Origin of the sequence: Nonomuraea sp. NPDC000554 (genome assembly GCF_040300065.1) — a bacterium.
Lineage (GTDB): Bacteria > Actinomycetota > Actinomycetes > Streptosporangiales > Streptosporangiaceae > Nonomuraea.
The window spans coordinates 457,176-474,121 of record NZ_JBEPDC010000001.1 but is presented as its reverse complement, the minus strand read 5'-3'; the positions used below and the strand labels follow the sequence as shown (position 1 = coordinate 474,121).

18 protein-coding genes are annotated in these 16,946 nt (G+C 72.8%); 8 read left to right on the top strand and 10 right to left on the bottom strand.

The window, feature by feature from the left end; all coding sequences use genetic code 11:
• Positions 1 to 17 precede the first annotated feature (17 nt).
• The 3 genes from ABT294_RS02435 to ABT294_RS02425 are packed head-to-tail and all read left to right on the top strand — an operon-like array spanning position 18 to position 4,413.
• Entirely contained in the window at positions 18 to 1,370 is a 1,353-nt protein-coding gene (locus ABT294_RS02435) for an SWIM zinc finger family protein (RefSeq protein ID WP_350802975.1), read from the top strand.
• Positions 1,367 to 3,997 carry a DUF7824 domain-containing protein gene (locus ABT294_RS02430; protein ID WP_350802973.1) on the top strand — a complete coding sequence of 877 codons (2,631 nt, stop codon included), beginning with the start codon at positions 1,367 to 1,369 and terminating at the stop codon, positions 3,995 to 3,997. Before ABT294_RS02435 ends, ABT294_RS02430 begins: the two co-directional genes overlap by 4 nt.
• A 59-nt stretch (positions 3,998 to 4,056) precedes the next feature.
• Complete coding sequence (locus ABT294_RS02425) at positions 4,057 to 4,413, top strand: nucleotide pyrophosphohydrolase (RefSeq protein ID WP_350802972.1); 357 nt, start codon at positions 4,057 to 4,059, stop codon at positions 4,411 to 4,413.
• 11 nt (positions 4,414 to 4,424) lie between these two features.
• Here ABT294_RS02425 and ABT294_RS02420 read toward each other — a convergent pair whose 3' ends face one another.
• On the bottom strand, positions 4,425 to 5,402 hold the full coding sequence (locus tag ABT294_RS02420; protein WP_350802971.1) for a hydroxyacid dehydrogenase: 978 nt from the start codon (positions 5,400 to 5,402) through the stop codon (positions 4,425 to 4,427).
• 64 nt (positions 5,403 to 5,466) lie between these two features.
• On the opposite strand from ABT294_RS02420, the gene ABT294_RS02415 reads away from it, so the two are divergent.
• Positions 5,467 to 6,165, top strand: a complete 699-nt coding sequence (locus ABT294_RS02415; RefSeq protein ID WP_350802970.1) for a helix-turn-helix domain-containing protein — start codon at positions 5,467 to 5,469, stop codon at positions 6,163 to 6,165.
• On the opposite strand, the gene ABT294_RS02410 is transcribed toward ABT294_RS02415, so the two are convergent.
• The 4 genes from ABT294_RS02410 to ABT294_RS02395 are packed head-to-tail and all read right to left on the bottom strand — an operon-like array spanning position 6,160 to position 8,694.
• Complete coding sequence (locus ABT294_RS02410) at positions 6,160 to 6,798, bottom strand: alpha-ketoglutarate-dependent dioxygenase AlkB family protein (protein ID WP_350802969.1); 639 nt, start codon at positions 6,796 to 6,798, stop codon at positions 6,160 to 6,162. The genes ABT294_RS02415 and ABT294_RS02410 overlap by 6 nt on opposite strands.
• Complete coding sequence (locus tag ABT294_RS02405) at positions 6,795 to 7,496, bottom strand: Ada metal-binding domain-containing protein (protein ID WP_350802967.1); 702 nt, start codon at positions 7,494 to 7,496, stop codon at positions 6,795 to 6,797. The genes ABT294_RS02410 and ABT294_RS02405 overlap by 4 nt, the downstream gene beginning before the upstream one ends.
• Entirely contained in the window at positions 7,496 to 8,206 is a 711-nt protein-coding gene (locus ABT294_RS02400) for a 2OG-Fe(II) oxygenase (RefSeq protein WP_350802966.1), read from the bottom strand. The genes ABT294_RS02405 and ABT294_RS02400 overlap by 1 nt, the downstream gene beginning before the upstream one ends.
• Positions 8,203 to 8,694, bottom strand: coding sequence for a methylated-DNA--[protein]-cysteine S-methyltransferase (locus ABT294_RS02395; protein ID WP_350802965.1), 492 nt, complete (start codon positions 8,692 to 8,694; stop codon positions 8,203 to 8,205). Before ABT294_RS02395 ends, ABT294_RS02400 begins: the two co-directional genes overlap by 4 nt.
• 124 nt (positions 8,695 to 8,818) lie before the next feature.
• Between ABT294_RS02395 and ABT294_RS02390 the strand changes: the two genes are divergently transcribed.
• Positions 8,819 to 9,625, top strand: a complete 807-nt coding sequence (locus ABT294_RS02390) for an alpha/beta hydrolase (protein WP_350802963.1) — start codon at positions 8,819 to 8,821, stop codon at positions 9,623 to 9,625.
• Positions 9,626 to 9,679: 54 nt separating this feature from the next.
• On the opposite strand, the gene ABT294_RS02385 is transcribed toward ABT294_RS02390, so the two are convergent.
• Positions 9,680 to 10,195, bottom strand: a complete 516-nt coding sequence (locus tag ABT294_RS02385) for a hypothetical protein (protein ID WP_350802962.1) — start codon at positions 10,193 to 10,195, stop codon at positions 9,680 to 9,682.
• Between the two features lie 422 nt (positions 10,196 to 10,617).
• Here ABT294_RS02385 and ABT294_RS02380 point away from each other — a divergent pair, with 422 nt between their 5' ends.
• Both ABT294_RS02380 and ABT294_RS02375 read left to right on the top strand, forming a co-directional pair.
• A complete protein-coding gene (locus ABT294_RS02380) occupies positions 10,618 to 11,301 on the top strand; it encodes a TIGR03086 family metal-binding protein (RefSeq protein WP_350802961.1) in 684 nt (227 codons plus the stop codon).
• A gap of 77 nt (positions 11,302 to 11,378) precedes the next feature.
• Positions 11,379 to 11,975, top strand: coding sequence for an ArsR/SmtB family transcription factor (locus ABT294_RS02375; RefSeq protein WP_350802958.1), 597 nt, complete (start codon positions 11,379 to 11,381; stop codon positions 11,973 to 11,975).
• A gap of 135 nt (positions 11,976 to 12,110) precedes the next feature.
• Here the strand turns inward: ABT294_RS02375 and ABT294_RS02370 are convergent, their stop codons facing one another.
• The 4 genes from ABT294_RS02370 to ABT294_RS02355 form a co-directional block, all read right to left on the bottom strand.
• Positions 12,111 to 12,779, bottom strand: coding sequence for a response regulator (locus tag ABT294_RS02370; protein WP_350802957.1), 669 nt, complete (start codon positions 12,777 to 12,779; stop codon positions 12,111 to 12,113).
• On the bottom strand, positions 12,776 to 13,906 hold the full coding sequence (locus ABT294_RS02365; protein ID WP_350802956.1) for a sensor histidine kinase: 1,131 nt from the start codon (positions 13,904 to 13,906) through the stop codon (positions 12,776 to 12,778). Before ABT294_RS02365 ends, ABT294_RS02370 begins: the two co-directional genes overlap by 4 nt.
• Before the next feature lie 35 nt (positions 13,907 to 13,941).
• Positions 13,942 to 14,745: a hypothetical protein gene (locus ABT294_RS02360; RefSeq protein WP_350802954.1), complete on the bottom strand. Its 804-nt coding sequence runs from the start codon at positions 14,743 to 14,745 to the stop codon at positions 13,942 to 13,944.
• Positions 14,746 to 14,823: 78 nt separating this feature from the next.
• Positions 14,824 to 15,783, bottom strand: coding sequence for an NADP-dependent oxidoreductase (locus tag ABT294_RS02355; RefSeq protein WP_350802953.1), 960 nt, complete (start codon positions 15,781 to 15,783; stop codon positions 14,824 to 14,826).
• Positions 15,784 to 15,899: 116 nt separating this feature from the next.
• Here ABT294_RS02355 and ABT294_RS02350 point away from each other — a divergent pair, with 116 nt between their 5' ends.
• A complete protein-coding gene (locus ABT294_RS02350; protein ID WP_350802952.1) occupies positions 15,900 to 16,877 on the top strand; it encodes a GlxA family transcriptional regulator in 978 nt (325 codons plus the stop codon).
• The last annotated feature ends 69 nt before the right edge of the window (positions 16,878 to 16,946 follow it).

The window sequence follows — 16,946 nt, the reverse complement described above, 5'->3', positions numbered from 1 at the left end:
CATTACTGTCCCGGGGCATGGCAGACGCGGTGGTGGCGTACTCATACGCCCGCTCATCCGGGCTCGACCTGGCAGCTGGCCAGCTCGGCCTGTCCACGTCCGGGGGAATGACCCGGCAGGGCCTGGTGGCCCATCCCCACTTCTTCAGCGGGCTGCTCACCCGGCCCGCCTGCGCGGCGTCCGGGCTGCTCGGCGTGGCCGACGTGGCCAGGGCCCGCTACTACGACGCCCGCCCGACCGGGATCGTCCGCGACCCGGTGGTGACGTGCAACGGCGACCGGCTGCGGTTCGAGTCGTTCTCGGCCTGCGGCGGCGTGTACGCCAGGCTCGACGTGCTCCAGGAGGCGCTCGACGGAGACGTGGTCGAACTCGGCACCACGAACGTCGACGTCAACAACCCGCTCAGGCAGGCGCTGGCCCGGGTCGGCGGCGGCGACCCGCTGCACCTGGCGGTCGGCGCCGACGAGCTGGTCGCCACCACGCTCGACGGGGCGGTGGTGGAGAAGAAGGTGCCGCTGCCTGAGCGGTGGGTGCGCGGGTTCGCCGAGGTCCAGGTCATCGCCTCCGGGTTCGACCTGCGCGCGGAGCTGACCGGCCCGGAGGCGGTCCGGTTCCTGCGCGGGCTGCCGAAGCGCGGGGTGCTCTGGGCGGTGCCGGCCGGGCGGACGCTGCGGCTGTCGGCGCGTCCCGCCGCTGGGGCGGTCTGCCTGCCGGGCCCCGACCGGCTGGCCACCCTGCTGCCGCTGCTGCGCTTCGCCACCGGGCTGAAGGCGTACGGCCCGGCCGTGCCGTCCAACGGGCTGCCGATCGCGAGCGCCTGGGAGCTGGAGCTGCCGGGCATGCGGTACGTCCTCACGCTGTCGCCCGAACCCAAGCGCGGCTTCTCCGGCGAGGGGGCGGTGCTCGACGACCTGTCCACCGACCACGCCGCCGACGACGCCGACCTGGTGGGCGTCCTGCTGGCGTTCGAGCCGAGGCTCGACGCCGACCTGCTGGCGGAGGAGTCCGGGCTGTCGCGCGACCGGGTCCGCGCGGCGCTCACCCAGCTCGGCACCGCGGGCCGGGTCGGCTACGACGTGGCGGAGGCGGCGCACTTCCACCGCGAGCTGCCCTACGACGCGGGGCGGGTGCTGGCGATGAACCCGCGCCTGAAGGGCGCCATGGAGCTGGTGGCGCGGGGCGCGGTGCGCTTCACCGCGCCCGGCGTGGCCGAGGTCGGCGAGCGCAGGGTCCGCTTCACCGCCGACGGCCCGACCTGCACCTGCCCGTGGTGGGTCGACTACCGGGGCACGCGGGGGCCGTGCAAGCACGTGCTCGCCGCCCAGCGGGTCCGCAACGAGGCATCGGACGTGACGGAGGTGGCGGTATGAACCCTTGGCGTGAGGTGGTCGAGCAGATCGAGGGAGGCGACAGCGTCGCCATGGCCCGGTTGCTCGCGTCGCTCAACGACCTCGGACGCCGGGCGGTGGCCGTCCAACTGCCCGGATACCTGTCGGAGCGGCTCGGCCAGGGCTGGGACGCGCGATGGGAGGTCGAGAGAGAGGCGGCGAGGTTCCGCATGGCAGGAGCCGCCTGCCTGGGAGGGGCCGCGCAGGTGGCGTCCTGGCTGAACCGGCGGGAGCTGCGCGACGTCGAGGGCCCCCGCACCGACGCCGAGCGCATCCTGTCGCTGATCAGGAACCGGCCGGAGGAGTGGCGGAAGGACCTGGCGGCCCGGCTGGTCGAACGGCTCAGGCCTGGCGTGGCGCGCTGGCAGCGCGACCAGGGGCCGGCCGGCTGGGACCTGGCCGCCGGGTTGGCGGTCGAGACCGGAATCGACCCTTCGGGCGCCGACGCGTTCGTGGCCGGATGGGTGTGGCGGATGGCGGGCGTGCGCGGCCGCACGGCGGTCCTGCGCGACGACCCGTTGCTCGACGCCATGGTGCCGAGGATCTTCGAAGCCGACGGAGTGGCGGAGGCGCTGGCCTGGGACCAGATGTGGAACTCCGAGCACACCCTCGTCGACGCGCTCGCCGAACTGGAGGCGGAGGGCAGGCTGAAGCGCGACGACCTGCTCCACGGGTGCGCGGGCCGGTTCCTCGTCGGTGGCGAGCCCGAGGAGATCGCGCCGTTCGTCGCGCTCTGGCGTGCTCTGGACGTCGAGGTCACCGAGGTTCCGGCGCTCGACTTCGTCCGGCTGCTGCCGTCGTCGTCGTCCGCGTTCGCCCAGCTGGCGGTCGAGGAGCTGCGCCGGGTCGACGACGCGGGCAGCCTGTCCGACGCGCTGTTCGCCGAGGCGGTGGAGGCGCTGGCGTTCCGGCCGGAGAAGAAGCACGTCACGTCCGCGTTGCAGTGGATCGCCAAGGCGGGCCCCGCCCGCACTGACGGCGCGCTCGCGGCGCTCGCGCTGGTCTTCGCCCAGGACACCCCCGCCCTCCGCGACCGCGCCGTGCGGCTGGCGGTCAAGCTCGCCTCCCGCCCGGCCGCGAAGAGCCAGGCCGTCGGCGGGGCGGGGTGGGAGGCCGTCCGCGAGGCGGCCGCCGGGCTGCCGGACGAGCTGCGCGAGCGGATCGCGGCGGTGTTCGGCGAGGTCGAGGCGGCGGTCGAGGACGTCCCCGTGCTCTCGGCGCCGGTCGTGAACGCGCTGGCGGAGCTGCTGCCGCCGATCGCCTCGCTGGAGGAACTGGCTGACGAGGTCGAGTCGCTGAGGTGGCCGGACGAGCCCGAGCAGGTCGAGCGGATCCTCGCCGCGCTGGTCGAGACGGCGCACCACGACCGTGGGGGCCTGGCGGAGGCGCTGCGGCCGTGGTTCGAGCGGATGTGGCAGCCGATGGTCGAGACCGAGGTCCATAGCTACGCCCACGACTACTACGACGACCACACGCAGCCGCTTCTGGCGCGGTGCGCGCTGGCGGTCATCGCGCCTGCCAGCAGTCGCAGGCTGACCGCGATGCTGAATGGGCGCAGGGAGCCCTACTCATACAGCGGCGCGGCGGAGCTGTTCGTCCGTCGACGGATACGCGAGATCGTCACCCTCTTGGAGTCGGGCGCGACACTGCCGGTGCTGCTGGCCACGCCGACGGCCCCGACGGGCCACCTCGATCCGGAGACCCTCGTGGCCCGGATGGAGCGGCTCGAGGGGGCGGAACCGCTGCCCGCCGACTTCGCCCAGGCCCTCCTGCGGCTGCCGCGCCGGATCGACCAGGCTTTCGCCGAACGGGCGGGAAGGCTGACCTCGGAGGCGGGCCGGAACCTGGCGGCCTGGCTGCGCGCGGGCGGGCTGCCGGACCCCGTCGCCACCGACCGCGGGATCACCCCGCCATGCATCGGCACCGTGGACGGTGACGCCGCCCCACGGCAGGAGGCGACCGCGCCTGAGCTGCCGGAGGACATCCGCCGGCTGTGGACCGTGGGGGACATGCCGACCTACGCGCGCGACACGATGTGGTGGCCGTCCCTGATGCCTTCGCACCGGGAGGCCGTGGCCGCGTGGCTGATGCACCCGATGCGCGAGGCCATGAACAGCCGCGACGGGCACATCGACGTCGTGGCGCGGCTGGTGCACGGAGACGGCCCGGTGGGGGCGGTCACCGCCGCCGCGATCACGCTCGGGATGGGGCACCGGGCGCCCGCCCAGCGGGCCGCCGCCGCTGACGCGCTGATCACCCTGGCGTCCCGCGACGAGGTCCCCGCCGCCGACTTCGGGCGGGCCATCGGGCGGCTCGTCTCCGAGGACCTGGTGAAGGTCAACCGCCTCGCCTCGGCGCTGGAGGAGGCGACGATGGCCGGAGCGCACGCGGCGGTGTGGACGATCCTGGCCGAGGCGCTGCCGAGCCTGCTGCCCACCCCGGGGGCGACGCCGAAGGCCGGGCTCGGCCCGCTGCTGGCCATCGCCGCCAAGGCGGCCGCCCTGACGGGCGCGCGGGGCGACCTCCCCGGCCTGGCGGACGTGGCCGCCCGCAAGGGCGCCAGCCGCGTGGCAGAGGAGGCCCGCCGCCTCCACCGCCAACTGGCCTGACGCCCGCCGCCTCCACCGCTTACGCGGCGTGCTCTGGCGGGCGACTAGGGTCGTCACCTGTGAGGACAGAACTGGAGGAACTGGCGGGGCGGCTGCGGGAGTTCGCGAGCGTCCGCGACTGGGAGCAGTTCCACACGCCCAAGAACCTCGCGATGGCCCTCGCCGGCGAGGTGGGGGAGCTGGTGGCGGAGTTCCAGTGGCTCACCGCCGACGAGTCGGCGGGCCTGGGCGAGGAGGAACTGGCCAGGGTCCGCTCCGAGCTGGGGGACGTGACCCTCTACCTGGTGCGGCTCGCCGACCGGCTCGGCGTGGACCTGGTCGAGGCCGCCCACGCCAAGCTGGACGAGAGCGACCGCCGCTACCACCCCGACCAGTACCGGGGCTCCGCCAAGAAGGCACCGCCGCTGCCGTCCTGACCCGGCAGCGGTCACGCCAGCCTCTCGGCGGCCTCCCTGGTCAGGGCGTGCTCGAGGGGCTGGCCCGTCGCGAAGCGTTCCAGCTCGGCCACCACCAGGTCGCCGAGCCGGCCCCGTTCCGCGCCGAGGCTGCCCGCGATGTGCGGGGTCACCACCACGTTCGGGAGGGTGAACAGCGGCGAGCCCACCGGCGGCGGCTCGGGGGCGGTGACGTCGAGCACCGCGAACAGGTCCGGACGTTCGGCCAGCACCTCCACCAGCCCCGGCTCGTCGATGACCGCGCCGCGCGAGGTGTTGACCAGGGTCGCGCCGAACCGCATCGACGCCACCAGCTCGCGGCTCACCAGGCCGCGGGTCTCGGGCAACAGCGGCGTGTGCACGCTCACCACGTCGCTGGTGCCGAACAACTCGTCCAGCCCCACCAGCCGGACGCCGAGCGGAGCCACCTCGCGCTGGTCGGCGAACGGGTCGTGGGCGATCACCTCGACGTCCAGCGGCGCCAGCCTGGACGCGACGAGCCGCCCGATCGCCCCGAGCGACAGCAGGCCGACCCGGGAGCCGTACGTGCCCGCCGCCGCCACGCGGTCGGCCGCCGCCCGCCGCTCCCTCGCCATCAGGACGTGCCGCCACCCCTGCTTGAGCGCGTAGACGATCTGCGCGAACGTGAACTCGGCCACCGGGAGCGCGTTGGCCCGGTACGCCGACACGATCGGGATGTCACGCTCCCAGAACTCGGGCGTGACGATCGCCCGCACCGATCCCGCCGCGTACAGGACCAGCTTGAGCTGGGGAAGCGCGTCGAGTGTGGCCCGGTCGAGCACCGGTGCCCCCCAGCTCGTGCAGAGCACCTCCACGCCGGACATCAGGTCGGGGTCGGGCTTGGCGGCAGGGCCGTACGCCACGCGGGCGAAGCGCCGCAGCCGGTCCAGGCACGGGCCGTACACGTCGTCGAAAACGTCGGGGTTGAGGACGAAGGCCGCGGTGAGCACAAAGTTCCTTTCAACCGGGGAAGATCATCCTATCGGGAGCCGGTGGAGCGGCTAGGCTTCGCCCGTGGACAGCGCAGAACTGAAGAACCGGGTACGCGAACTGCGGGCGCAGGGCGGGTCACCGAAGGAGATCGCCCGCGCGCTCGGCGTGTCGCCGTCGGCCGTGGCGCCGCTGGTGCGGGAGATCGCGGCGGAGGGCGGCAGCACCGCCCGTGAGCCGGTGGTCGTCGGCTGCTGGGTGAACGTCGGCTGGAGCGTCGGCCTCGGCGTCGACCCGGCGCGCGGCTGGGTCGACGAGAACCCGTCGGGGCCCGGCGGCATGGTGAGCGTGCTGCTGGCCCGGCGTCACACCTGGGACAAGATGACCGTCTGCGGCTACCTCGCCGACGTGTACTGCCTGGGCGTCAAGAACACCATCGGCCCCGACGTCCTCGACGAGCGGCAGCTGCGGGCCTTCCGCGACTACTTCTTCGGCGACTACGCGGGCTGGCAGGAGGCCCCGATCGAGCTGGCGCGCGACATCGTCTTCGGGTCCGCCGACTACGCGCAGACCCTCGGGTTCGAGCCGCACGAGGACTTCCCGCCGGTGTCCGACCTGCTCGGCAAGTGGGAGGGCGACTCGGCGATCACGTTCGGCAGGGACGGCAGGCCGTTCTTCGTCGCCGGGCCCAACGACGACCCCGGCAAGGTCATCCGCATCCTGCAGCGCAAGCTCGACCCGTCGGAGTTCGACTACGTCACCCCCGAGTACCCCGAGTCATAGGCCGGTCACCCGCATCGTGATGTTCAGGCGGCCCGAGGCGAGGCCCGTGGCCGGGTCGCCGGTGCCCGGGTAGACCTTCGGAACCCCGTGGTAGGCGAACCGCGACGGGCCGCCGAAGACGAACAGGTCGCCGCTCGCCAGCCGGACGTCGGTGTACGGCCTGCCGCGCGTCTCGGTGTTGCCGAAGCGGAACAGGCAGTCGTCGCCGACGCTCAGCGACACCACCGGGGCGTCGCACCTCTCGTCCTTGTCCTGGTGCATGCCCATCCTGGCCTGGTCGTCGTAGAAGTTGACCAGGGCGGTGTCGGGCGCGTACCCGTCGGAGGGCGCGCCGTAGGCGACGGCCAGGGCGCGGCGGCCCAGGTCGCCCAGCCAGCCGGGGAAGTCGGCGACCTGGCGGCCGTTCACGTCCTCGGCGGTGCGGGTGTACTTGTAGGGCTGCCAGTGCCAGCCCACGCACACCGTCTGCACCGACATGACGCCGCCGCGCGGCAGCACCGTGTGCCGGATCGGCACCGGGCCCGTCGCCCACGCGCGGCAGGCCGTCACCAGGTGGCGCTGCTCGTCCAGTGTCAGCCAGCCCGGCACGTGGACGGCGCCTGGCGCGATCTCCCGCGCCGGTAGCGGAATCATCGTTCGTCCTCGTGGTAGGTGATCAGGTTGCGGCCGATCCGCCAGGCGCGGCCGTCGGGGTCGGCGCCGCGGACACCTTCCATCGTCCCAGGTGGGGCCAGGGCGACGGCGCGGGCGACGGAGGCGAACCCGAACGTCCGCGCCGGATCCCAGGCGGTGCTGAGCCGCAGGCGGCGGCTCATCCTGGCCCAGCCGAGCGGCGCCCCCGCCACCACCCACGCGTCGGGCTCGCCCGAGGCGAACCGCCTGGCCTGGCGCAACCAGGACGCCGCCTCCTCCGGCCAGTCGACGACCGCGAGCAGGTCCCCGTCCCAGGCTCGCGCGAACGCCTCGGCGGCCGTCGTGGAGGCGGCGTCGCGGCCGTGCCCCACGACGACCGCCCGCACGCGCGGACGCTCCCGCTCCAGCAACCCGATCAGCGCGCCCAGCTCGGCATCGGTGTGCCCGGCCGCGGCGCGTTGCTCCTTCCACTCGGCGTACCGCTGCGGGAGGCAGGAGGCGCAGGGGCGGTAGCCGGCCGCCACCGCCGCGGCCTCGTCGGCGAAGAAGACACGGTGCCGGACGTAGCCGCCACGCGCGATCGCGCGGAGCGCCGACGGGCAGTCCAGCCGGCCGTACAGGCGGGCGCGGCGGTGGCCGCCCAGCGTGCCCGGTGTGGGGCTGAGGTAGTCGCCGTCCGCGCTGGTCAGTGTGAACATCAGGCAGCGTCGTGGAAGACCAGGCCCAGCGTGTGACGCAGGCCGGAGCGGACCGTGCTGACACCGTGCCGCACCGGGGAGGCCGACCAGCCGCGCGCCGACCGCACCGGACGGTCGCGGGTGGTGAAGACCAGCCCGTGCCCCTGCGGCAGCATCGTCACCGTGCCCCGCGACTGCGCCCTGGGACGCTGCTCCACCAGCAGGAACTCGCCTCCCGAGTAGTCGTGGCCCGGCCGGTCGAGGCCGATGACGACCTGCAACGGGAACACCAGGTCCCCGTACAGGTCGCGGTGGAGGGCGTTCCAGTCGCCCTCCCGGTACCGCAGCAGGATCGGCGTCGGCTTGGTCTGCCCGGCCTCGTGGCACATGGCCAGCCACTCGTCCAGCGAGTCGGGCCAGGGCGCGGGCTGCCCGAGCCTGGCCGCCCAGTCACGGGCGATCGGCAGCAGCTGCGGGTAGAACGCCGCCCGCAGCTCCGCCACCAGCTCGGGGAACGGGCTGCGGAAGTAGCGGTACTGCCCGCGGCCGAACCGGTACCGCTCCATGTCGATCGTGGAGCGGAACCGGGCCTCGTCGTCGTACAGCTCGGAGATGCTCGCGCACTCGTCCGGCGTGAGGACCTGTGGCGTCAGCGCGCAACCGTAGGCGTTGACCTCCTCGGCCAGCGCGGCCCAGTCAGCGCTCACGACGCCTTCCGGCTCGGTGCTCATGAGACCTCCCAGAGCTGCGGCTGGAGGGCGCCTTCGAGCGTGAGCAGTCGCTGCTTGCGCTTCACGCCGCCCGCGTACCCGGTCAGCGACCCGTTCGCGCCGACGACCCGATGGCACGGCCGGACGACCAGCAGCGGGTTCGCGCCGATCGCCGCGCCCACCGCGCGGACGCGGTCCCGTGACACGCCGATCTCGGCCGCCAGTTCGCCGTACGTGGTCGTGGCTCCGTACGGGAGCGCGTCCACGGCGGCCCAGACAAGCTCCTGGAACTCGCTGCCCTGACCGGCCCGGTCGAGGTCGAAAGCGGTGCGCTCGCCCGCGAAGTACTCCCGCAGCTGCCGCGCCGCCTCGGCGAGCGGAGCCGGATCCCGCTGCCAGCCGGGGTCGACGGCCGCGCCGTCGAGGAAGGCCACGCGGGTCAGCGCCCGGCCGTCACCGACGAGCAGCATCTCACCCAGCGGGCTGTCGATGGTCGTGTAGATGCTCATGCCCTGTACAACAACGTGAGCCCGCCAGAAGTCGGCGGTTTTCGGACCTCGAGGCACCCGGCAACCTGGACTGATCATCAAGCTGCGGCGTACCCTCTCCGAAACTCGGACAAAGGGAGCTGACATGGCGGAATCGCGAGAGTACCCCTTCTCCGGAACGCGGGGGACGAACGTGGCACGGGTGTGGCCGAACGAGCGTCCGAGGTACCTCGCCGTCCTGGTCCACGGCTACGGCGAGCACATCGGCCGGTACGAGTACGTCGCGGACGTCCTGGTACGGCACGGCGCCGCCGTCTACGGCCTCGACCATGCCGGGCACGGCAGGTCCGAAGGCGACCGGGTCCTCGTCGAGGACTTCGAGGACGTGGTCACCGACGTCCACGCCGTCGAGGGACGTGCCAGAGCCGACCACCCGGACCTGCCCGTCGTCCTGATCGGCCACTCCATGGGCGGCATGATCGCGGCCCGCTACGCCCAGCGCTACGGCGACGGGCTGGCCGCGCTGGTGCTGTCGGGGCCCGTGATCGGCGAGTGGGAGGTCGTCCCCACGCTGCTCGCCCTGGACGAGCTTCCCGACGTCCCCATCGACACGGCCACGCTCTCCCGCGACCTGGCGGTGGGAGCCGCCTACGCCGAGGACCCGCTGGTCTGGCACGGGCCGTTCAAACGTCCGACGCTGGAGGCGTTCGCCGCCACGCTCGCCGCGATCGCCAAGGGCGGCACGCTCGGGACCCTGCCGACGCTCTGGGTCCACGGCGAGGACGACCAACTCGTCCCGCTTTCGGGCAGTCGCGGAGGCGTCGAGGCGATCCGCGGCGACGACCTCACCGAGCGCGTCTACCCGGGAGCCAGACACGAGGTCTTCAACGAGACCAACAAGGACGAGGTACTGGCGGACGTCACCGCCTTCATCGACGGCGTCGTCGCCTGACCCGAGCCACGAGCCGTCCGCTCAGGCACCTGCCGGACATGGCGGGCCGGATGCTCAGCTGACGGGCAGCCAGACGTACCCGGACCCGCGGGTCCGGGTCAGTTCCAGCTTCCAGCACCCCTTCTTGGGGAAGGCGAACCCCGTCCCCCACTCCTCGCCCGGACGTTCCCAGGTCGACCCGCTGTGCTGCTCCGGCCCGAACACGCGCCTGGCACGAGTCCCGTCGGGGAGCGTGGCGGTGACCTTCAGCGGCCCCTCGCCCGTCATCCGCCACACGATCTTGATCTCCTCGCCGCGCCGGAACGGCACCGGCGCGAACAGCAGCCCCCACAACTCGGCGTCCGTCGCCACACCGCGCACCTCGGGAAAGCCGTCGCGACCCTGCCTGACCACCGTCGTGCCGTTACAGCCCGCGCTGGTCACGGCCGGGGTGGCGGACGTGCGGGCGGTGGAGGGCCCGGCGCCCGGCGAGGTCGCCGCGGGTGGGCCAGAAGTAGTGGGTACGACGTTCGGCGAGGTCGCCGCCCGCCCGCCGGTCGCGCATCCGGCCGCCAGGGCGAGAACGGCCACCGTCATCAACCTTCTCATGCCTCACGTACGCTCCAGCGCGCCACGAGGTTCCAGACGCCATTAAGATCGCACGATCAAATAAACGACAATGCTCAACGCAATTATCCAGATAAACGCGCCGACGATGCAGAGGACCAGGCAACCTGGGACGAAGGTGTGGCGCCTTCCCCCATCACCCCATTCGTCGCGACCCAGGTTCGGATCCATGCCACAGAGAATACGCGGGAACCCGCGCCGGTTAATTGGCGAAATCCGCACCGCGGCTTTTCGCCATAAAAATCAACTCTGTCGGCTTCTCCGGAGGCGCACGGGACGGGCTGACCCGCGCCGGGAAGTCGTCGCCGGGCCGATGATTCCTCCGCCGCTCAGCTGTCTTCCCTGTGAAGGAAGGTGGCCATGACACGCTTCGCCGCGAGCATCCGATGACCGACGAACAGACCCCGGCGGCCCTTCTGGGGGGCGTCGCCCTGCTGGAGCGAGCCGTCGCCTACACCCTTGGCGCCCTGTGCCTGATCACTCCCAACACCCTCACCCGCCCGACCCCCTGTGCGGCCTGGGACGTACGCGCCCTCCTGCACCATCTGAACGACTCCTTCGCCGCCCTGCACCAGGCCGCCATCGCGGGCGCCGTCCACCCCCCGAACCCGAATCAGGCCGGTGAGGTGGAGCGCGTCCACGTCGCTGGGGGAGGGGGCGTTCGGTGCGGGCCGGGCGATCCGGTGTTCGCTCTTCGGAGGTGTGCCTCTGGGCTGCTGGGGGCGTGGGCCGGCGTGGCGCGTGGCCGGGTGGTGGTCGGCGACTGCTGGTTGACGTCCGCGATGGTGGCCGCCGTCGGGGCCGTCGAGGTCGCCGTACACGGCTGGGACGTCGTCCGGGCCTGCGGCGGCTCCCTGCCGATCCCGGAGCCGATGGCCGAGGAGCTGGTCGATCTGGCGCCCCTCCTCGTCGCGCCCGATGACCGTCCCGACCGGTTCGCCGCGCCGCGCCCGCTCCCGCCGCACGCCTCGGCGGCCGACCGCCTGCTGGCCTTCCTCGGCCGCGACCCGCACCAGGCCGCCGGACGGCTGCGGAGACCTTGGCAGCCGCCCACCGAAGGCCCGCCGTGACGGGAGGGGGAGGCGTGTGGCGCTTGGACAACTGTCAGGACCTTGACAGTAATAATTGTCGGTGTCAGCGTTGAGCCATGTATGAAGTCGCGGTGATTGAGGACCCGGCCGCCGCCGAGATATCGCTGGACCCGGTGCGCGCCCGGCTGCTGGCCGAGCTGTCCGAGCCGGAATCGGCCACGACCCTGGCCGCCAAGGTCGGACTGGCCAGGCAGAAGGTCAACTACCACCTCAGGGCGCTGGAGCGGCACGGGCTGGTGGAACTGGTCGAGGAACGGCGCAAGGGCAACTGCACGGAGCGGGTGATGCAGGCCTCCGCCGCCTCGTACGTGATCTCGCCCACGGCGCTGGCGGCGGTGCAGCCTGACCCCGCCCGATCGCCCGACCAGCTCTCGGCCCGCTGGTTGCTGGCGCTGGCCGCGCGCCTCGTGCGCGACGTGGGCATCCTCCTCACGGGCGCGGACAGGGCGCGGAAGCGGGTGGCGACGTTCGCGCTGGACGCCGACGTACGGTTCGCGTCGGCCGCCGACAGGGCGGCCTTCGCCGAGGAGTTGTCGAACGCGGTCACCTCGCTGGTCGGCAAGTACCACGACGAGAACGCCGAGGGCGGACGCGAGCACAGGCTGTTCGTCGCGGTCCATCCGTCCATCACGAAGGTCCCCACCGACGAATAGGCGCCCGCATGGAGACGAGCACCCACCGCTCACCCCGGGCTCCGCAGGCAGGGGGGCGCCCGCCGTCTGCCTGGCCCCGCATGGAGCTGAGCACCCACTGATCACGCGCTCGCGGCGACTGGGAACGCCCGCTGATCACGCGGAGCCCGTGCCGCGCTGGTCCTGGCCGGCGTCGCGGACGAGCAGGGCGATCTGCACCCGGTTGCTCAGCCCGAGCTTGGTGAGCGAGCGGCTGACGTGGGCCTTCACCGTGGTCTCTGTCATGGCGAGCGCGCGGGCGATCTCGGCGTTGGCCAGCCCGCGGGCCACCGCCTGCACGACCTGCCGTTCGCGCTCGGTGAGGACGGCCAGGCGCTCCCGCGCGGCACGGGTGTCGGGCGCCTGCTGCCCGGCGAAGGCGTCGATCATCCGCTTGGTCACCGAGGGCGCGAGCATGGCGCTCCCGTCGGCCACCGTGCGGACGGCGGCGATCAGGTCGCGGGGCGCGGTGTCCTTCAGCAGGAACCCGGCGGCCCGGGCACGCAGGGCGCTGTAGACGTACTCGTCGCGGTCGAAGGTGGTCAGCATGACGATCTTGGGCGGGTCGGGGGAGCGGTTGATCTCCTTGAGCGCGGCCACGCCGTCCATGCGGGGCATCTGCACGTCCATGAGCACGACGTGCGGCCAGTATCGGGCGACGGCGGTCACGGCTTCCGCGCCGTTCTCCGCCTCGGCGACCACCTCGATGTCGCCGGCGGCCTCCAGGATCATCCGCAGCCCGGTGCGTACCAGGGCCTCGTCGTCGACGATCAGCACCCGGATCATGCCGGCAGCCTCGCGGAGACGGTGTACCCTCCATCGGCCTCCGCCCTGGCGCTGAACTCGCCGCCCAGCAGCTCGACGCGCTCTCTCAGCCCGATGAGGCCGAGCCCACTGCCGGGCAGCGGTGGCGTGCCGTCGGGCGGCGCGACGTTCTTCACGGTGACCTCCAGCGCGGCGGGATGATGGCGCAGCACCACCTGTGTCGCGGCGGGCCCCGCATGCTTGTGGATGTTGGTGAGGGCCTCCTGGACGACCCGGTAGGCGGTGTGCTCCACCATGATGGGCAGCTCGCCGGCCGTGCCCTCGTCGCGCCGTTCCACGGGGACGCCCACTGATCGGGACTGGTCGAGCAGCCAGTCGAGGTCGGCGAGCGTCGGCTGCGGATGGAAGGGCTTCCCGCTCGACCGGTCGAGCACCCCGAGGACGGCTCTGAGCTGGGTGAGCGCCTCCTTGCCCGTCGCGCGGATGAGCTCGGCCTCCGCCGCGGTCTGCTCATCGGCGGCGTTGATCTCCAGGGCTCCCGCGCGCAGGACCATCAGCGAGACCCGGTGTGCCACCACGTCGTGCATGTCGCGGGCGATGCGGGCGCGCTCCTCCGCGCGGGCCTGCTCGGTGCGGGCGGCCTGCTCGCGCTCCAGTCGTTCCGCACGCTCCCGCAGCCCCGCCACCACCTGCTTGCGCGCGCCGGCCCACAGCCCGAGCGCCAGCGGCAGCCAGACGAACAGGGGCGCGCCGCCGAGCGAGGAGGCGATTTCGGTGCCGGGCTGCGGCACCACCGCGACGAGGCTCGCGACCGCCGCGTACACCGTCAGGCTGAGCGGCCGTCGACAGGTGGTGGCGGCGAGATACGTCGTCACGGCGAGCAGGAGCCCCGGCGACCGCACCAGGGAATCCGCGGCTGCGAGGACGAACAGGGGCCAGCGCCGCTCGGGTGAGATCCGGACCGCCGCCACGGCCAGCAACCCGACCACGGCGGCCTGGACGTACCCGGGCACCGACGCGAGCCCTGGCAGTTCATCGCTGTACACCCGCGCGTCGGGGAGGACCGACGGGAAGAACGCGCCGCAGAAGGCGGCGGCGGGGAGCAGCCATGGCGTCAGACGGTCGCGCATCGATGACAAGCCCCCCACCGGCCCCAGCGTAGAGCGATGCCAGGAACGGCGTGTCACCAGCTCACGATCTTCAACGGCCTGCGGTCGGCGGCGGGCAGCCGCTCGGCCCGCAACTCGGGCACGGCGTCGCGCAGCACCTGGATGCCGAGCGGCACGAACACCAGGCACAGCACGCCCGACGAGACGACGCCGTCGAAGAGGGTGCTGCCCTTGAGCACGCCGGTCCACAGGGTCCCCGACCAGAGGAACAGCACGAGACGCCCCACACCGAACACGCCCGAGCGGAAGGCCCCGACGGCCAGCACCATCGCGCCGACGTACAGGCCGAACGCCGCCGTGACCGGGACCCTCCACGGCCCGTACGAGATCTCCACATAGGTGTCCATCACGATCTTGGTGGCCTGTTCGAGGCCCAGCTGCCCGATCAGCTGGAAGGCGGTGTGGTCGACCCCCGCCCAGTACAGGCGCGAGAAGAGACCCAGGACGACCAGCGTGCCCCCCACGAGGGCGAGCCGCGGGGCTCTCGCGGCGACGATCCTGGCCAGGGTGATGACGGCGGGGCACATCAGGATGGCGCCGGCGGCGAAGCACGCGTAGCCGGCCGTGACCAGCGCCGGATTCTCCACGTACGCGGCCAGCTGCGACGGAGCCGCGAACGGCTGCCTGTCGAACTGCTCCAGCCGCTCCGGAGTGAAGGCCCCCGCGTGGAGCGCCAGGTAGCGCAGGAGCAGCCCCGCGAACCACACGACGGGAGCCACGACGAGGGCCGCTCCGCCGATGACCCGGCCAGGGAACCAGACGTTGCGATGGAGGGGAGCAGGGGTCTTCCACCTGCCGGCCGTGTGTGTTGGTGCCATGGCCCCACCTTGGATCAGGGGCGGCGTGGCCACATCTGCCGATCGATGCGGCGGGCGTCTCTTTAGTAGTAGGGCCGGTTACGACGTGACGGAAAGGACGATCTTTCCCGTAGTGCGGCCGGCCTCGCCCAGCGTGTGGGCGACGGCGGCGTCCTCCAGCGGGAAGACCGCGTCGGCGATCACCCGCAGGCGGCCGTCCTCGACCAGCTTGGTGATCTCGCGCAGGCCCTGCTGGTCGGGCTCGACGAGCATGAACCCCGCCCGCACCCCGGCCGCCTCGGCCTCCTTGTAGGGGAAGGTGTCGTCCAGAGGCAGCATCGAGACCAGCCGTCCACCCGGGCGCAGGGTGCGCAGGGAGTGGGCCCAGTTGGCGCCGCCGATCGTGTCCAGGACGACGTCGGCGTCGCGGACGGTCTCGGCGACGTTCTGGGTGCGGTAGTCGATCAGTTCGTCCGCGCCGAGGGAACGCAGCAGGTCGTGCTTGGCGGCGCTGGCGGTGCCGATCACATGGGCGCCGCGGGCCTTGGCGATCTGGACGGCCAGGTGGCCGACGCCGCCCGCGGCAGCGTGGATGAGGACGCGCTGGCCGGGCCGGACGTCGGCGGTGTCGACGAGGGCCTGCCAGGCGGTGAGCGAGGCCAGCGGCAGGGCGCCCGACTCGATGTGGGTCAGGCCCTGGGGGCGGGGGGCGAAGTGGCGGGCCGGGGCGGTGACGTACTCGGCGTAGGCGCCGGCCGGGTGCGGGAAGCATGGCATCCCGAAGACCTCGTCGCCCGGCTGGAAGAGAGTCACCCCGTAGCCGGTCTCCTCGACCACCCCGGAGACGTCGAATCCCAGGGTGAAGGGAAGCTGCGTCCCGTCGGGGAACACCCCCCGCTCCCGGGTCTTCCAGTCGGCCGGATTCACACCCGCCGCGTGCACCCGGACCAGGATCTCGCCCCAGCCCGGCTCCGGCCGCCTGGTCTCGATGACCTTGAGGACGTCGGGGGCTCCGGCGGTGTCTTGGGAGACAGCACGCATGGTGGTGGTCTGGGACATGATGACGTCCTCTTTCTGTGTGGTTTGTGCCGGTTCTCTCGGGCGCGCCATCAGACTGCCGGGACCCGAGGGTCCCCAGTAGCGGCGTGCCGGCCACGTCCTGAAAAGATCTGGCCATGCACCACGTTGGCGTTCTGGCACTGGACGGCGTCGTCCCCTTCGAGCTCGGTATCCCCGCTCGCATCTTCGGCGCCGCCCGCGACCGGGCGGGCAACCGGCTCTACACCGTGACCACGTGCAGCATCGACGGCGGCCCGGTACGGGCCGAGGCCGACTACGGCCTCACCGTCACCCATGACGCCTCCTTGCTGGCCGGCGTCGACACCGTCGTCATCCCGCCCTCCCACGCCCTCGGCCCCATCCGTGAGGAGGGCCGCCTGCCCGCCCCATTGCGCGACGCCCTGGCCGCCATCCGCCCCGGCACCCGGATCGTGGGCATCTGCACCGCCACGTACGTCCTGGCCTCCGCGGGGCTTCTCGACCACCGTCCCGCCACCACGCACTGGCGCGAAGCGGAGCGCCTGCAGCGGATGTTCACCACCACCCGCATCGACCCCGACGTGCTGTTCGTCGACGACGGCGACATCCTCACCTCCGCCGGCGTCGCCGCCGGGATCGACCTGTGCCTGCACCTTGTCCGCCGCGACCACGGCAGCCAGATCGCCAACGACGTCGCCCGCTCCTGCGTGGTGCCGCCCTGGCGAGACGGCGGACAGGCCCAGTACATCCAGCGCCCCGTCCCCGACCCGGCGGCCACCGGCACCGCCCCCACCCAGGCATGGGCCATGGAACGACTCGCCGAATCCCTCACCCTGGCCGACCTGGCCGCCCACGCCAACATGAGCGTGCGCACCTTCACGCGCCGCTTCCGCGACGAGACCGGCACCACCCCCAGCCAATGGCTGATCCGCCAGCGCGTCGACCTGGCGCGTCACTACCTGGAGACCACCGACTGGCCCGTCGACCTCGTCGCCCACCGCGCCGGGATCGGCACCGGCGTCTCCCTGCGCCGGCACCTCCACGCCGCCATCGGCGTCACCCCCCAGGCATACCGCCGCACCTTCCGCCCCGCTACCACGGCCGCAGCCGCCTGAACGGCGAGTGGCGGGTCAGGCGGCCGTGCCGAATTCGCCGAGCTGGAGGCGGGCCTGCTCGCGTGGACC

What these genes read in the sequence shown, in the direction of transcription:
- ABT294_RS02400 (WP_350802966.1), bottom strand. Translation starts at nt 8,206, where the DNA reads ATGAGCACCGAGCCGGAAGGCGTCGTGAGCGCTGACTGGGCCGCGCTG.
- ABT294_RS02380 (WP_350802961.1), top strand. Translation starts at nt 10,618, where the DNA reads ATGACCGACGAACAGACCCCGGCGGCCCTTCTGGGGGGCGTCGCCCTG.
- ABT294_RS02390 (WP_350802963.1), top strand. Translation starts at nt 8,819, where the DNA reads ATGGCGGAATCGCGAGAGTACCCCTTCTCCGGAACGCGGGGGACGAAC.
- ABT294_RS02370 (WP_350802957.1), bottom strand. Translation starts at nt 12,779, where the DNA reads ATGATCCGGGTGCTGATCGTCGACGACGAGGCCCTGGTACGCACCGGG.
- ABT294_RS02375 (WP_350802958.1), top strand. Translation starts at nt 11,379, where the DNA reads ATGTATGAAGTCGCGGTGATTGAGGACCCGGCCGCCGCCGAGATATCG.
- ABT294_RS02355 (WP_350802953.1), bottom strand. Translation starts at nt 15,783, where the DNA reads ATGTCCCAGACCACCACCATGCGTGCTGTCTCCCAAGACACCGCCGGA.
- ABT294_RS02435 (WP_350802975.1), top strand. Translation starts at nt 18, where the DNA reads ATGGCAGACGCGGTGGTGGCGTACTCATACGCCCGCTCATCCGGGCTC.
- ABT294_RS02405 (WP_350802967.1), bottom strand. Translation starts at nt 7,496, where the DNA reads ATGTTCACACTGACCAGCGCGGACGGCGACTACCTCAGCCCCACACCG.
- ABT294_RS02350 (WP_350802952.1), top strand. Translation starts at nt 15,900, where the DNA reads ATGCACCACGTTGGCGTTCTGGCACTGGACGGCGTCGTCCCCTTCGAG.
- ABT294_RS02395 (WP_350802965.1), bottom strand. Translation starts at nt 8,694, where the DNA reads ATGAGCATCTACACGACCATCGACAGCCCGCTGGGTGAGATGCTGCTC.
- ABT294_RS02430 (WP_350802973.1), top strand. Translation starts at nt 1,367, where the DNA reads ATGAACCCTTGGCGTGAGGTGGTCGAGCAGATCGAGGGAGGCGACAGC.
- ABT294_RS02360 (WP_350802954.1), bottom strand. Translation starts at nt 14,745, where the DNA reads ATGGCACCAACACACACGGCCGGCAGGTGGAAGACCCCTGCTCCCCTC.
- ABT294_RS02410 (WP_350802969.1), bottom strand. Translation starts at nt 6,798, where the DNA reads ATGATTCCGCTACCGGCGCGGGAGATCGCGCCAGGCGCCGTCCACGTG.